Origin of the sequence: Desulfobacter curvatus DSM 3379 (assembly GCF_000373985.1) — a bacterium.
Lineage (GTDB): Bacteria > Desulfobacterota > Desulfobacteria > Desulfobacterales > Desulfobacteraceae > Desulfobacter > Desulfobacter curvatus.
This window is the reverse complement of the sequence record NZ_KB892935.1, coordinates 39,550-54,095: the sequence shown is the minus strand read 5'-3', so window position 1 is coordinate 54,095 and position 14,546 is coordinate 39,550. Positions and strand designations below refer to the sequence as shown.

General features: G+C 48.0%; 11 protein-coding genes. 9 read left to right on the top strand and 2 right to left on the bottom strand.

Annotated features, from left to right (window positions below; translation table 11 throughout):
* Positions 1 to 8 precede the first annotated feature (8 nt).
* Genes B147_RS0104475 through B147_RS0104450 form a run of 6 tightly spaced genes read left to right on the top strand, consistent with a single transcriptional unit; the run spans position 9 to position 7,415 of the window.
* On the top strand, positions 9 to 1,055 hold the full coding sequence (locus tag B147_RS0104475; RefSeq protein WP_026259513.1) for a radical SAM protein: 1,047 nt from the start codon (positions 9 to 11) through the stop codon (positions 1,053 to 1,055).
* Position 1,056: 1 nt separating this feature from the next.
* Positions 1,057 to 1,929 carry a hotdog family protein gene (locus B147_RS0104470; RefSeq protein WP_020586045.1) on the top strand — a complete coding sequence of 291 codons (873 nt, stop codon included), beginning with the start codon at positions 1,057 to 1,059 and terminating at the stop codon, positions 1,927 to 1,929.
* Positions 1,926 to 2,531 (top strand): glycerol-3-phosphate acyltransferase, encoded by a 606-nt coding sequence (locus B147_RS27405; protein ID WP_020586044.1) that lies wholly within the window; start codon positions 1,926 to 1,928, stop codon positions 2,529 to 2,531. Before B147_RS0104470 ends, B147_RS27405 begins: the two co-directional genes overlap by 4 nt.
* On the top strand, positions 2,528 to 3,241 hold the full coding sequence (locus B147_RS0104460; RefSeq protein ID WP_020586043.1) for a glycosyltransferase family 25 protein: 714 nt from the start codon (positions 2,528 to 2,530) through the stop codon (positions 3,239 to 3,241). The genes B147_RS27405 and B147_RS0104460 overlap by 4 nt, the downstream gene beginning before the upstream one ends.
* On the top strand, positions 3,235 to 6,348 hold the full coding sequence (locus B147_RS0104455) for an MMPL family transporter (RefSeq protein ID WP_020586042.1): 3,114 nt from the start codon (positions 3,235 to 3,237) through the stop codon (positions 6,346 to 6,348). Before B147_RS0104460 ends, B147_RS0104455 begins: the two co-directional genes overlap by 7 nt.
* On the top strand, positions 6,345 to 7,415 hold the full coding sequence (locus tag B147_RS0104450) for a radical SAM/SPASM domain-containing protein (RefSeq protein WP_020586041.1): 1,071 nt from the start codon (positions 6,345 to 6,347) through the stop codon (positions 7,413 to 7,415). The genes B147_RS0104455 and B147_RS0104450 overlap by 4 nt, the downstream gene beginning before the upstream one ends.
* Positions 7,416 to 7,470: 55 nt before the next feature.
* Here the strand turns inward: B147_RS0104450 and B147_RS0104445 are convergent, their stop codons facing one another.
* Both B147_RS0104445 and B147_RS0104440 read right to left on the bottom strand, forming a co-directional pair.
* Positions 7,471 to 8,028: a hypothetical protein gene (locus tag B147_RS0104445; RefSeq protein ID WP_020586040.1), complete on the bottom strand. Its 558-nt coding sequence runs from the start codon at positions 8,026 to 8,028 to the stop codon at positions 7,471 to 7,473.
* Positions 8,029 to 8,055: 27 nt separating this feature from the next.
* Positions 8,056 to 9,900, bottom strand: a complete 1,845-nt coding sequence (locus B147_RS0104440) for a PD40 domain-containing protein (RefSeq protein WP_020586039.1) — start codon at positions 9,898 to 9,900, stop codon at positions 8,056 to 8,058.
* Between the two features lie 764 nt (positions 9,901 to 10,664).
* Here B147_RS0104440 and B147_RS27400 point away from each other — a divergent pair.
* From B147_RS27400 to B147_RS0104425, 3 genes are all read left to right on the top strand, one after another.
* Entirely contained in the window at positions 10,665 to 11,516 is an 852-nt protein-coding gene (locus B147_RS27400; protein WP_020586038.1) for an HDOD domain-containing protein, read from the top strand.
* A gap of 14 nt (positions 11,517 to 11,530) precedes the next feature.
* Complete coding sequence (locus B147_RS0104430) at positions 11,531 to 13,054, top strand: HD domain-containing phosphohydrolase (protein ID WP_020586037.1); 1,524 nt, start codon at positions 11,531 to 11,533, stop codon at positions 13,052 to 13,054.
* 106 nt (positions 13,055 to 13,160) lie between these two features.
* The gene (locus B147_RS0104425) at positions 13,161 to 14,408 is read left to right on the top strand and encodes a hybrid sensor histidine kinase/response regulator (RefSeq protein WP_020586036.1); all 1,248 of its coding nucleotides are present in this window, start codon (positions 13,161 to 13,163) and stop codon (positions 14,406 to 14,408) included.
* Positions 14,409 to 14,546: the final 138 nt, after the last annotated feature.

The following is a 14,546-nucleotide window of genomic DNA, read 5'->3' as shown; positions in this document are numbered from 1 at the left end:
ATCCCTTTATGCAAACACATTGGAAATTCTCAGATATTCTGTCCGACCCGGTGATTCGCAGCCGATGGCAGCGGGTAAAAAAGTATTTTTTCCTCAGGGAATCCACCTATGACATGACCAACCGCTGCAATATCCGGTGTGAAGGCTGTTATTTTTATGAAGGCGACAAACAGTTTGTCACCGAAAATAACGACGCTGAAGCATGGCAGGACCTGATGGTCAAAGAAAAAGAGCGGGGCATCACCTTTGTTGTGCTGGCAGGGGCAGAACCCGCCCTGGTTCCCGAACTTTTGAAGACCTGTTACCGGGAAATTCCTTTAGGCGCCATCGCATCCAATGGGTTAAAATTCATACCCGAAAGTGTAGGCTACCGGATTCACATTTCCGTGTGGGGCAATGACCGGACAAGCCAGGCCGTTCGCAAGGCCGACCACATGCTTGAAAAACAGATCGAAAATTACAAAAACGATCCCAGGGCGGTGTTTGTCTACACGTTTACCAGCAGCAACATTGATGAGATACGGGATGTGGCCCCCATCCTTGCGGAGAACGGTTGCCCGTTCACCTTTAATATGTTTTCCGCGCCGGTGGGATATAATGGAGAGCTGCGCCACACCAAGCAGACACTGGCAAAGACCCGGGATGTGATGCTGGAGATGCTTGAGACCTATCCTGAACACCTGCGTTTCTCCCACTATAACGTCCTTGCCCATACCCATGAACTGGGGCTGCATGATCTGTTTCAATGTTCCTATCCGAGAATGAACCCCCATGAAGATGTGGGGTTAGGCAAAACATTCAGGCAATACAGGGCGGATCTGACCTGGGACAGGAGCGCGGCATGCTGCGTTCCGGATACGGACTGTGCGGACTGCCGCCACTACGCGGCCGGCAGTGCTGTTGTCACGGCAAGACTTTTCAGACACGCCGTTGATCCTGAAACCTTCAAGGCCTGGCTGGATTACGTGGATACATATCTGGCCGTATGGGTGATGGGGTATGAAAAAGGGGAAAATCTAAGCCCAAAATTCGTAGAGCCGCCCAGCAGAACCTGATATGGATAGATCCGTTACCCAGGTTCCGTTGACCATTGGCGTCTATTCCCACTTCATGGACCATTGTTTTGCAGGCAAGGTGGTGTTTCCGGCCGTGGAGGCGTTAAAAGTTTTGGCCGGATCAATTACGGTACACAATCTGCTTACGCCGAACGTTGCCCTAAGGCATATTACCCACGCACGATTCAATAAATTTCTGGTGCTTGAGCCGGATCAAAAAAACATTGAAGTCCTGTGCAATATCCGCTCCATTGACCATACACAGGTTTCGCTTTCCCTGGCCACCCGGTTTTCCACAAAAAACGGTGCCATAACACGGATCAAAGAACATTGCACGGCAACCTTCAGCGCGAAAACAGCAGAACCGCCACCAAACAGGCCACCGGCCCCTGTACATGAATGCAGCGAGCCCGCGTTCAAGGTGTCCGCCGATTCCATATACCGGGAACTGGTTCCCTTCGGCCCGGCCTTCCACTCCATTAAGGGTGAATTGGGGCTTTCCCGGTCCTGTGCATTAGCAACACTTAAAGCAATGCCGGATGATCCCGGTGATCCCTTTAAAACGGTATTGGGATCGGGTTTCCCCCTGGACGGTGCATTTCATGCCGGATGTGTCTGGAGCCAGCGTTTTTTCGGTATTGTGGCTTTTCCGATTGGATTTGAAAAACGGATCATTTACAAGCCCACGGTTGAACATAGGGATTATACTGCCCGGGTTATCCCCCAATATCAAACCCACGGCACCCTGGGATTTGACATATGGATTATCGATGACCGGGGCGATCCGTGTGAAACCGTGTCCGGGGTAATGATGCGGGATGTCAGCGGCGGGACCATCTCGCCTCCGGCATGGATCCGGGAGGGTATCCAATGATGTTCACAGCCCTATGCCTGATTGCCTATACCCTAGGTTCATTGAACGTGTCCATCCTTGTGATGAAGCTGAAAACAAAAAAAGATCCCCGGACCCTGTTCAGCAAAAATGCCGGCACCACCAATGTTTACAGAATCCTGGGGCTGAAATGGGCCGGATGTGTTCTCCTAACCGATATGGGCAAGGCATTTCTGATTGCAGCGGTGGCATCCCGGTTTCTGTCCGTGACCGCAGCTGTCTGGGTGGGATTTTTTCTGCTGCTTGGGAACCGGTTCCCATGTTTTCACGGATTTAAAGGGGGCAAAGGTGTTGCCCATTTCATTGGATTTTCCCTGTTTTTCACCCCTGCATTTACGTTGCTGTCCCTTTCCGGCTGGTGTGCCGGGTATCTTTTTTTCCGGCACGCCTTTACAAGCTCCATGGTGCTGGTAGCCATTCTCGGCATGGGCCTTGCCCGGACATCGGGAACCGATTTTATGGGTATCGCCGGGGTTATTGCGTGTATGGGGTTTATCGTACTCAATCACCGAAACAATTTGCTTGCCCTTGTATCCCAAAAGCCATGCATGGACGTTTCAAAAGGAATGGATGACACGCCATGATACGGGAAACTAAAAATCCATGGAACTTTTTTGACAGGCTGTACTGCATCTCCCTTCAAGATCGAACCGACCGCCGGGAGCGGGCCAAACTTGAATTTTCACGCATGGGCATTATGGAATGTGTGGAATTTGTCCTGGTGGATAAAGATCTCAACGATCCCTGCCGGGGGATCTTTGCCTCCCATCTGCTGTGCATGAAAAAAGCCATTGATGACGGGGCACAACACTGGGTTGTGTTTGAGGATGACGTGGTATTTCACCGATATGACCCCCAAATTTTAAAGGCTGCCGTTACGCATCTGTCAACCGGGAGCACCTGGACACTGCTTTTTTTCGGATGTCTGATCAAGGCCAGTTCAAAAACCGGCAATCCAGGGATAAAAAAAATCCGATATCAGGCGTTGGCCCATGCCTATGCCGTCAACCGCGCCTTTGGAGAAAAAATTGCGGCCCAACCCTGGTGCGGGGTACCCTATGACGTGATGCTTAGAAAACTGAGTAACGACTATTTGGGAACAACGCCCTTTTTTGCCTTCCAAAGCAATGCAGCAACAGATAATGACGCCTGCCTGGGCCTGGACAGGTTCCGGCGCTGTTTTGGCGGTCTTGGGTTCATCCAGCTGATGACCGAATTTTTTCACGCCCACCGCCTGATGATCATTCTCGGTCATTTAGCGGTCCTCTCAGGTCTTGCAGTGTGTATATGGTAAATTCAAAAAAACAAGAGAAACAACTGAACATCGGTCTGTTGATCATCACGATCCTTGCTGCGGCATTTATGCTCTTTATCAGCTTCCAACGGCTTGATGTTGAAACCGATATCACGGCATCGCTTCCGGCTCACAACCCGGTGATCCATGATGCCCTTTACTTTTTTGACCACCATCCCATCCAGGACCGGGTCGTTATCAGTGCAGGCCTTGGCACCCGTGATCCGGAACGGCTGGTAAAATTTGCCGCCATGGTGGAGAAAAAGCTTTGGGCTTCAGGCCTGTTCAGCAGTGTGGGCATGGACCACTACCAGGAAATCATGCCGGAACTGATGACCCTGGTGGTAAAGACCCTGCCCTTTCAATTCACCCGCGCCCAGCTTGAAACCCAGGTTGCGCCACGGCTTACCCCGGATGCTGTCCGGGACACACTGTTACAGACCTATACCCGGTTGCTGAATCTTGATGAGATAGGCACATCCGAATTCATAGCCGTTGATCCTTTGGGGTTGAAAAACATTGTGCTGGCAAGGCTCAAATCCCTGGCACCGGTTGATGACTTCAATATTTACAAGGGAAAACTTCTGTCCCGGGATTCACGGCACTGCCTGATCATGGCCACGCCCAAAGGCTCGGGCACGGACTCAAAATTTTCCACCCGGGCCATGGATCTGATCCATGACATCCAGAGTCAGGCCCAAACACAGTTTTCCCGACCGGGTGAGCATGCCCTCCTCACCTCAGTGGGGGCATTCAGGGCCGCCTATGACAATGAGAGAATCATCAAACACGATGTGCAAACCGCCATTTTCATTGCCACGGCAGCCATCATTATTTTGCTGTTTCTGGCCTTTCCCCGGCCATGGATCGGGCTTTTAGCCCTGGTTCCGGCCGTGTTCGGCACCATTGCGGGCCTTTTTACCTATTCCCTGTTATATGACAGTATCTCTTTGATCGTATTAGGATTTGGCGGGGCCATCATCTCCATCACCATAGACCACGGCATTACCTATCTGCTGTTCCTGGACCAGCCCCGGAAAACATCCGGCAGACAGGCATCCACGGAAGTGCGGGCAGTGGGTCTGGTGGCTACCTTGACCACGGTATGCGCGTTTCTCTCTTTAGGGATGAGTGATTTTAAAATCCTTGAAGAGCTTGGGAAATTTACGGCCCTTGGCATGGGATTCTCCTTTATCTTTATTCATTCCCTGTTCCCAAGGATCGTGCCTGTGCTTTACCCGGCAAAACCCCGGGCGCTTCCCCTGCAACGGCTGGTCAATGCCCTGATTATTCGCGGCAACGGCGGTGCCTGGTTTGCGCTGGCAGTAGCACTGGTCCTGGTGTGGTTTGCATGGCCGGTCTTTCATGTGGATCTCTCTGCCATGAGTACAGTGAGCCGGGAAACCCGGGATGCGGACGCAAAATTTTACGAGACCTGGGGCAAAGGATTTACAGGTAAATCCCATCTCATGCTGACGGCTGATTCGGTTTCAGAACTTCAGGATTTAAGCGACCGGTTGGCGGACAAGGTTTCTGCCGTTCAGACCCAAGGCGTTCCGGCTTCGGGCACAACGCTTTCAATGATATTCCCGGGTAAGTCTAAAAAACAGGAGAACCATAAGGCCTGGGAACAATTCTGGACTAAAGAACGGATCAACTCCCTCAAACAGAATATGATCCGGGAGGCTGAACAGCTCGGTTTCACCCGGGACGCCTTTGACCCGTTTTTAAACCTGCTTGTCTCCACCGACCCGCCGGACGGCCCCGTGGTAATTCCCCAGGCCCTTTATCCCATGATGGGTATTTCCCAATCCAGGGCAGATAGCGGCCACTGGGTCTGGACCACAACGCTCATGCGAAACCCGGACGTGGATGAAAAAAATTTCTATGAGACCTTCAGCACCGTTGCCACTGTATTTGAGCCCCAGCTGTTTTCCACCACCCTGGGCACCCTTTTGTACACCACCTTTGCCAAAATGTTCTTCATTATTGCAGGGGCGGTCCTGATCCTGCTGTTCATCTTTTTTCTGGACATCCGACTCACCATCATCACCATGCTGCCGGTCTTTTTTGCCTTTATCGGCACCCTGGGCACTATGAAACTTATAGGGCACAATCTGGATATCCCCTCGCTGATGCTCTCCATCATCGTATTCGGCATCGGCATTGACTTTTCCTTGTTCTTCGTACGCTCTTACCAGCGCTACCGTAACGAATCCCATCCATCGGTTGAACTAATACGCCTGGCCGTATTCATGGCAGGCGTTTCCACCATGATCGGATTCGGGGTGATGTGCCTGGCCAAGCATTCGCTTTTGCAAAGTGCCGGTCTTGCCTCTCTGCTGGGCATCGGTTTTTGCCTTGCAGGTGCGTTTTTGATTCTGCCGCCTCTGCTGCGCCGGTATTTTATTTTAGATACCGTAGGGGCGCCAGTGTCCCAGAAGGCACTAACCCGGGAAACGGGTCACTCCGTCGCATCCCGGATTCTTGCCAGGTACCGCACGGCAGAAGCCTACCCCAGAATGTTCGCCCGCTTTAAACTGAAATTTGACCCCATGTTCAGGGAGCTGTCTGACCTTTTGCCGACCAGTGGGAATGTTTCCCGAATCATGGACATCGGCACAGGACTCGGGGTGCCGGCCTGCTTTCTTCTTGAACGGTTTCCCCAGGCCCGCATTTTCGGCATAGAACCGGATCCCGAAAGCCGACGGATCAGTGCCATGGCCATTTCAGGACGAGGACGGGTTGATCTGGGCTGCGCCCCGGATCTTCCCGCGGTTTCAGGATCTGTCCAGATGGCCCTGATGCTGGATATGGCCCATTTTTTAACACCCGATGAATTCAGACTGACCTTAAATAAAATCAGGACATGTATAGCTCCCGGCGGGTCCCTTATTATCCGGGCCATTATCCCTCCGGCCGAAAAACCAACACGGGTCTGGACCATTGAAGCGCTGAAGCTGAAATTAAAAGGGGTAGTTCCCCATTACCTGTCTGTGCAAGCCATCACAGATCTTATCAACGAGGCGGATTTCAGGATGGAGGACACCAAAGTATCCGGTAACAATCCTGAAACCGTCTGGTTTATCGCAAAGGTGTCCCCATGAATATCTGCACCAGTCATAACATAGGTTGTGCCGGAAACTTTGAATTTTCCAAACGAAAAATTGATGATGCTGTAGCTGGCAATCGGCTCCTCTCCATGGAGATTGAGTTAAGCCTGCGATGCAATTTCCGCTGCACCTATTGCTATGTGCCCCATGATTCATACTTTGATAACGAACTCAGCCTTGACGAAATCTTTGAAGTCATCCTCCAGGCCAAAGCCCTTGGGGCCGGAAAAATTATCCTGTTAGGCGGAGAGCCCAGCATCTACCCCCATATCCGGGAGGTCATTAAATTTCTGGAACACCACAATTTCGAAATAGAAATGTTTACCAACGGCACCGGTATTACCCCGGATTTTGCCCGGGAACTTCGCGCAGCCGGGGTAAGGGTTGTCTTAAAAATGAACTCCTTTGATGAAGGCAGACAGGATGCGCTTGCAGGCAAAAAAGGGGCATTTCACATTATCCACAATGCGCTTGGCAATCTTAAAGCCGCAGGCTACCCTGCCAAAGACGCGTTCCTGGCCCTGAGCACCATTATCTGCCGCCAAAACCGGGATGAACTGACCGACCTGTGGACCTGGATCAGGGACAACAACATGGCGCCCTATTTTGAAATCATTACCCCCCAGGGCCAGGCAAAAAACAATGTAGCCCTGGAACTTACCCCCCTGGAACTTAAAGCGGTATTCAACGAAATCTGTACTGTAGATCGGGAGCGCTACGGCATTGAATGGGACCCCCAGCCCCCGCTCATGGGCAACCAATGCATGCGGCACCAGTTCTCCTGCACAATCACCTCCATCGGCAATGTCCAACCCTGCGTGGGCATTACAAAATCCATAGGCAACATACGTAAAAACCGTCTCAAAGATATTCTGGACCATTCACAGGAGCTTCGCCTGCTGAAAAATCACCAACAGACCATCAAGGGATTCTGCCGAACCTGTGAAAAAAACGACACTTGTTACGGGTGCCGGGGCGCAGCCTTCCAGGTCACCGGCGATATCCTGGCTTCGGACCCCCTGTGCTGGCGAAACCCGGAGAACCTTAAATCAAAAATTTAATTTTCCAAATCCGTTTCTGAAGGGAAAAGATGAATCTTTTCCTTCGGATATTTATTCATTGGCGAAAGAGCCTGGACCGATACCCGATGATCCCCAGCAGACCTGCCCCAAGAAGTGTAAACGAACCTGGAACCGGAACTGAGGAAAGGCTGAATTTTATGGAAGATGTAATATCTAATTGGGGATATAATGTGGTAAAAAGCCCTTCGTTAGGGTCACTGGTATCAGATTCCAGGCTTATTTCAAGGGTTCCCGAAGATAGCACCGCAAAACTAAGGGCCGCTAAAACAATATCATCCCCCCCGGATAATGGCGGGAACGACATGCCGGCCACATCAGTGTCGGGAAACACAGCAGACGATTCTGTGAAACCGGAGCCGATAACAGCCTTGGTAAAGTCTAATCCCGAAGAAACGTCTATGTCGAAGCCAAAGGCAAGAATACTGTCGGCATGACTTAGTCCCTTAACAATGACATCAATTTCAAGGACATTGCCAACGTTGATTTGCGGGGAAGAAACATCCAGGATGACAACCGGTACCGCATGGGCGGTGCTTAGCATTACTGTGAAAAAAACGATCATAGCAATTTGGATAATAGAACGCTTTTTCATTATGATTTCTCCTTTTTTCTTTTTGGCTTAACGCTTCAAATAATATCTCCGATACCAGGTACTATAGTCACTGAAACTGACACACCCGTCTTCATCATAGTCTGCATCCAGGTTATAGGCCGAATCACCTGTACATTTTCCCAGTGACGCTCTAAGGAGAATGAAATCCGAGTCATCAATGATACTGTCACCGTTCAGGTCTCCCTTGACATGACAAACAGTTTTAGACGTCCAGGTCGGATACATGGCGTATTGGGGAGGAGATAAAGGGGTAAGTATTTTAAAGTTTGAACCATCCGCGTTAATTATCCCAGTCTGCCATTGCTGTGTACCTTTTATGTTATAGGAAAAAATGATCTGTTCGTCATTATTGATCCATTCAGGATAAAAGGCTCCTTCCTGGAGGCCAAGATAGGTCAGGTTGGCAGACTGCGCCCCTGGCAAATTCTCCATGGTATAAAGATCATAGAGTTGGGAAACGTCTGCGCGCCGCGTAAAAACGATATTCTGGCCGCTGATGCTGACCGCAGCATCCATAGCATGGGACGGGGTGTTATCCAATGTCATCTGTGTCCATGTGTCATTTGAAATTGAATATTTAAAAATGTTCTGCTGCCAGACAGATGCCAGCATATGTACGATAAGTTCATCAGAGGTCGCCCCCCAGCTTACCCCGTAAACTGTGTTATATAAACCGTCTCCCACACCCTCTGTGGTCAGAATTGTTTTACCCGAACCGTCAAGATTGATGATCCCCAGCCCCCCTGTATTGTCCGTTGCCATGTAAATCAGTTTCTGACTGTCGGGGGACCAGTTGACCGCGTTATTCACAATGTCTCCTTGAAAGCTGAATTCAGAATCAGGAACCTTGTGAAAATCAGTGCCGTCTGTATTGATAATGTATATGGCCCATTGACTGCTGCGATCGGAAACAAAGACAAGCTTTTCCCCGTCCGGTGAAAATGCCGGTGATATATCATTTGCCTGATGAACAATAAAAGGTCTTATATCGGAACCATTGCCGTTCATGATGTAAATATCCATATCATCCGGATATGAATCCGATCCGGCAAACGCAATGGTTCCATCCGGAAAAGGAAATGTGGGGTCTTCATTGAACCGGTCTGAAAAATCGGTTTTTGCATAATCCCAGATAATCAGATTATCCGAAATGAACTTGTCATATCCACCTGAATCCGGACCGTAACCAAGGATAATATCTTTTTCAACCTCGCCTTGTGGGTCCCACAGATTGGTTGTGCTTCCCACTATTTCCCCATCCCGGTAAACTCTTAGAGTATCCTCGGTGCCAGCAATGCCGTTAATGTCCCATGACATGGCAACATGAAACGGACCCCCCACCTCTGCAACAAATTGCTCTGATTCCACTGGGGTGTGGATTGTGACACCGTTAAACATGATTGATGCCTCAAAGCCCCTACCCGTAACGGTATCTCCCCATTTCAAACCGAAATGACTTTCTGACGGTACGCCGTAATGACCGTACGGCGCACCAATAAAACCGAATATTCCGTATCTATATGGCACGGGCTTTGGCACTTTGGGGGTTATCCATAATTCAATAGTACCTCTGGATTTGATCTGCTCAACAATGGATGCCGGAAACTTGAGGTACTGACCGACCGCTTTTCGAATATAGCCATTGCCATGCTGGGCAGATTCATAGGCATAGTTACTGCCCACCATAGAGCCGTTTTCTCCTATTTCGCTTTCCAATACCTCCTGATCAGATCCAAGTTTGTTCCATAGGATGACGTTCCCCGTCTCAGCATAACTGCATGACAGCGTACAGAAAACTAAGGTCATCATAAACCCAAATGCCGTAAAGAACAAAAATGCTTTTTCTTTCATCTTTTCCTCCTTAAATTAGGAATAATTTCCGGTTAGGCACAGCCAGGTCCACCCGCTGTTTTGGATTGATTGACAAACCATATAGAAATCAGTTCTCTGGAGGAGATGCAGATGTTTGCGTGAGCCGTCGCAAGTATTAGAAGTCAGAATCAGTGGTTTTCCTGAAAATTATGAACAACAATATATAAAGCGCCTTTTTATTTTTCAAGAAAATAAATTCTAATGTTCAATAAATGGTATTTATTGAACACGGCAGTTTAAAATCAACAAACAGGGCGACTATGCGAAAAAATTGGCACTTGTTACGGGGCCCGGAACTGGCCTTATAAGTCACCGGCGATATCCTGGCATCGGACCCTCTGTGTTGGCGAAACCCGGATAACCTTAAACCCCGAAGTTAAACTTGGATCGGCTTGGGTAAGCTCCAAAAAGTGAAGAAGTTGATCCGCTGGTATGCCCCAAATAGCAGGGCCATTAAAACTATTCTTTATCTCTATTCGTGAGATCCCGGCAAGATATGTAATAGTCAACGTTCATACTTTGGTTGACAAAGAGCAAGCTCCTATCCTAATATCCTAACCATATCTATACCAACGAGTTCCTCAACAACAGGGTCTATGACATTTTTGGACTGGACCCGGCGGAATTTACTGTGCGATCAAATCCGTGATGAACCTGCCGCCATGATCTGAATTTTGCAAACGCAATAAAGATATATTGTGCGACAGCTCACTGAAAAATTTATCGTTAAGTAAGGAACGCTTTTGGCTCATTTAATTGAAATAAACGATATTATAGAGAATGCAGGGTCCTTGTTAACGCTGCCGGATATCTGTATGCAGATTAAACGGCTCGTGGCAGATCCGGCTTCATCCATTGATGATCTTGCGAAGCTGATCTCTAAAGATCCGGCACTGACAGCAAGATTATTGAAAATAGTGAACAGTCCGATCTACTATTTCCCGCGAAAAATTTCCACCGTTTCCGAAGCAATTCCCCTGATTGGCGCTTCTCAATTATATAATTTAGCACTGGCGACAACGGCTGCCGCCATCATTCAAACTGTTGGGGGAAGCTATATCGAAATGAAAACGCTTTGGAAAAAGGCTGTCTATTCTGCAATTTTCGCCAAATCAATAAGTCCGAACCAATCACGGGACGGTGAAAATCTTTTTGTTGCAGGGCTGCTGAGCGATATCGGGGCATTGGCAATTGTGAAACATGCCCCGGAAATTGCTTTAACAGCTATAGGAGCGCCCAAGAAAGGGCAATTTCCCTGGCACCGGGAAAAAGAAGTGCTTGGGTATACTGTGGCTAAGGTCAGCGAGGCATTACTCACATCCTGGAACCTGCCTGAAGCAATTACCGTGCCTGTTGGCTGTCGGCACTTACCTGACAAGGGACAGCCGCATTTTCTCTCCTGCTGCATCCTCCATATTGCGACAAGACTGGCCTCTGAGGCGATTGATAAAGTGCATGGACAAACTTTAGATTATCGGAAAGCCATACTGAAAGAGCCTTTGGCGCAGCTGGGCATGAAAGATGGGGACTTAGACACCAAGGTATCGGAAGTAAATGAAATTGCACCGGAAATACTGAATATTTTCACAATTTGAGGGTAACATTACCGATGACGGATGAACTTATACTGAAAGAAGAAGACAGTACCCCGAAAAATGACGACAGGGGTATGCCATGGAAAATTCTGGTTGTGGACGATGAGGAAGGCGTTCATCAGGTGACAAAACTGGCGCTCAAAAATTTCACTTTTGATAACAAAAGATTAAAATTGCTCCATGCCTATTCCGCTGCCCAGGCCCTTGAATATTTCACTGAGTATCCCGACATAGCCATCGTTTTACTCGATGTGGTCATGGAGTCCGAACATGCAGGATTAAGGCTGGTGAAAAAAATCCGGGAAGATCTCAAAAATATAACGACCCGGATTGTTCTAAGAACCGGTCAGCCAGGGCAGGCACCGGAGCGGGAAGTCATTCAAAACTATGATATCAACGACTACAAGACCAAGACCGAGCTTACCGCGAACAAGTTGTTTACCCTGATGTATGCAACCTTAAGATCCTACCGTGACATCATTACCCTGGAAAAAAGCCGAAAGGGACTGGAAAAACTCATTGTTGCCTCCAGGGGAATTTCATCAAGGGGGGCGCTGGCTCAATTTATACGCGTTACGGTTGAGCAATTAACCCATCTTCTTAATATTGAAGAAACCACTATTTTTTCCTGCAAGGTCACAGGGTATATCCTTTTAGAGCAGTGTCTGGTGGTGTATTCTCCGGACAATCCCCTTGGCTCCAGCTGTATTAATATTGCTGATTTACCGGATGGTAAACAGGATATCATTTTATCTGCAATTACAGAGCAAAAAAACATTTTTAAAAAAGATAAATTTGTTGTGTACTGCTCAAATAACAGTCAGATTGTTCTGTTTTTTGCCCAGATCAATCAGGTCCTGTCTGATCTTGATATTCGTCTGCTTAACATATTTACTGAAAACCTGATCGTAACCCTGGAGAACATTCAGCTCAATGAGACAATCACCGAAAGCCAGAAGGAAATGGTTTACCGGTTGGGTGAGGTTGTCGAATCCCGTTCAAATGAGACGGGGAACCATGTGAAGCGGATGGCACATTATTCAGAGTTGCTTGCCTTGCTCGTCGGGCTGGATAAAACCGAAGCGGAGCTCATCAAGACGGCTTCACCGATGCACGATATCGGCAAAATTGCAATTCCCGATGCCATTTTGACCAAACCGGGGAAATTAACTCCCGAAGAATGGGTGATTGTGAAGATGCATCCGAAACGCGGGTACGAAATGCTTAAACAATCTTCTCTGGCTGTGATGAATATCAGTGCTATAATTGCCTTGACGCATCATGAAAAATGGGACGGCACTGGGTATCCGGAAGGACTGAAAGGTGATGATATTCATATTTACGGCCGGATAACCGCCATTGCCGATGTCTTTGATGCGTTGGGAAGTGATCGCTGTTATAAGGCAGCATGGCCCCTTGATAAAATCATTTCACTTTTCAAGAAAGAGAGAGGCAAACATTTTGATCCGCTGTTAACCGATCTGTTTCTTGATAATCTGGATAACTTTTTGGCCATAAAAGATAAATTTTTTGATTAACGGTCACGGACCGTCCTTGGTCTTTGACCGTGGTTCGGCCCACAACGAATATTGAAACATCTCTGCGGGTTACAGAGAGTTTCATATAAAACATTGAGAGGCGGACATGCCGGAAACAATATCAAACAACCCGCCGATGATACTCACAATTGACGATGATGAATTCATCCGCAATAGTTTTTCGTATATTCTTGAAGATAATGGATATGAGGTTATCCAGGCGGAAAACGGCCATATTGGTCTGGAAAAAATCCGGGAACTTACGCCTGATCTTATTCTGTGTGATCTGCAAATGCCCGGAATAAATGGACTTGATGTGGTCCGCATGGTGAAAAAAGAATTTAAAAAAATCCCGATACTGATTGTTTCAGGCGCGGGGGTTTTGGATGATGCCATTGAAGCGGTTCGGTTAGGTGCCTGGGATTATCTGGTCAAACCATTATTCAATCTGGATATCCTGCTGCAGGCAGTTAAAAAAGCACTGGATCGCGCCAAGCTCATTGCTGAGAATGAGGCATACCAGAAAAATCTGGAAGAACAGACGGTCAAGCTTCAACAAGAGGTAGAAGACAGAAAACGGACAGAAAAACAACTTGTGCAGGCAGAGAAAATGGCCGCCCTTGGAGATCTGGTGGCAGGGGTTGCCCATGAGATTAACACCCCCCTTGGGATTGGGGTAACCGGCATCTCATATCTGAATGATGCAGCCAAAGCGTTTAAAAAACGGTTCACAGCCGGGGAAGCCACCAAAACTGATCTTGAAAAATTTATGGAAGATTGTGAAGAGGCCTGTCAGGTAACCCTTTCCAATCTCAATCGCGCGGTAAAACTGGTGACGGGGTTTAAACGGATTGCCGTTGACCAATCCAGTGATGAAAAACGAATTTTCAATATAAAACAGTATATTGATGAAATTTTGTTCAGTCTCTATCCACGCATAAAAAAAACCAAACATACCGTAAAGGTGAATTCACCCGAAGATTTGGAGCTGAACAGTTATCCAGGGGCGTTCTCCCAGGTGTTGACCAATCTTGTGATGAATTCTCTTCTCCATGGATTTGAGGATATTGAGGCGGGGCAGATTACCATTACCGTTAAAAAGGAGAATCATTCAATCATATTCCGTTATGAAGATAACGGTAAAGGTATGACAAAAGAGCAGCAGAAAAAAATTTTTGATCCTTTTTTTACCACCAAACGCGGCTCCGGTGGTACAGGACTTGGGATGCACCTGGTATTTAATCTTGTCAGTCAAAAGCTGGATGGAGAAATCAGTTGTACAAGCACAGTGGGTAAGGGCACATGCTTTACCATAATTGTACCTATGTATGTCGCTTCAGTCCCCCCCGGGTAGTTGGGTATTGGAATTGGATTTTCTCATACCTTAGTTGACAAAAAACAAGGTGCTATCCTATATCCTATGATACAAGATAACCAAAAGGGAGGAATTGCATATGGATCCCACTATTTCTTTCGTTATTTTACGGTCAAT

Coding starts and splice junctions, on each gene's coding strand:
- B147_RS0104475 (WP_026259513.1), top strand. CDS start 9: ATGCAAACACATTGGAAATTCTCAGATATTCTGTCCGACCCGGTGATT.
- B147_RS0104470 (WP_020586045.1), top strand. CDS start 1,057: ATGGATAGATCCGTTACCCAGGTTCCGTTGACCATTGGCGTCTATTCC.
- B147_RS27405 (WP_020586044.1), top strand. CDS start 1,926: ATGATGTTCACAGCCCTATGCCTGATTGCCTATACCCTAGGTTCATTG.
- B147_RS0104460 (WP_020586043.1), top strand. CDS start 2,528: ATGATACGGGAAACTAAAAATCCATGGAACTTTTTTGACAGGCTGTAC.
- B147_RS0104455 (WP_020586042.1), top strand. CDS start 3,235: ATGGTAAATTCAAAAAAACAAGAGAAACAACTGAACATCGGTCTGTTG.
- B147_RS0104450 (WP_020586041.1), top strand. CDS start 6,345: ATGAATATCTGCACCAGTCATAACATAGGTTGTGCCGGAAACTTTGAA.
- B147_RS0104445 (WP_020586040.1), bottom strand. CDS start 8,028: ATGAAAAAGCGTTCTATTATCCAAATTGCTATGATCGTTTTTTTCACA.
- B147_RS0104440 (WP_020586039.1), bottom strand. CDS start 9,900: ATGAAAGAAAAAGCATTTTTGTTCTTTACGGCATTTGGGTTTATGATG.
- B147_RS0104430 (WP_020586037.1), top strand. CDS start 11,531: ATGACGGATGAACTTATACTGAAAGAAGAAGACAGTACCCCGAAAAAT.
- B147_RS0104425 (WP_020586036.1), top strand. CDS start 13,161: ATGCCGGAAACAATATCAAACAACCCGCCGATGATACTCACAATTGAC.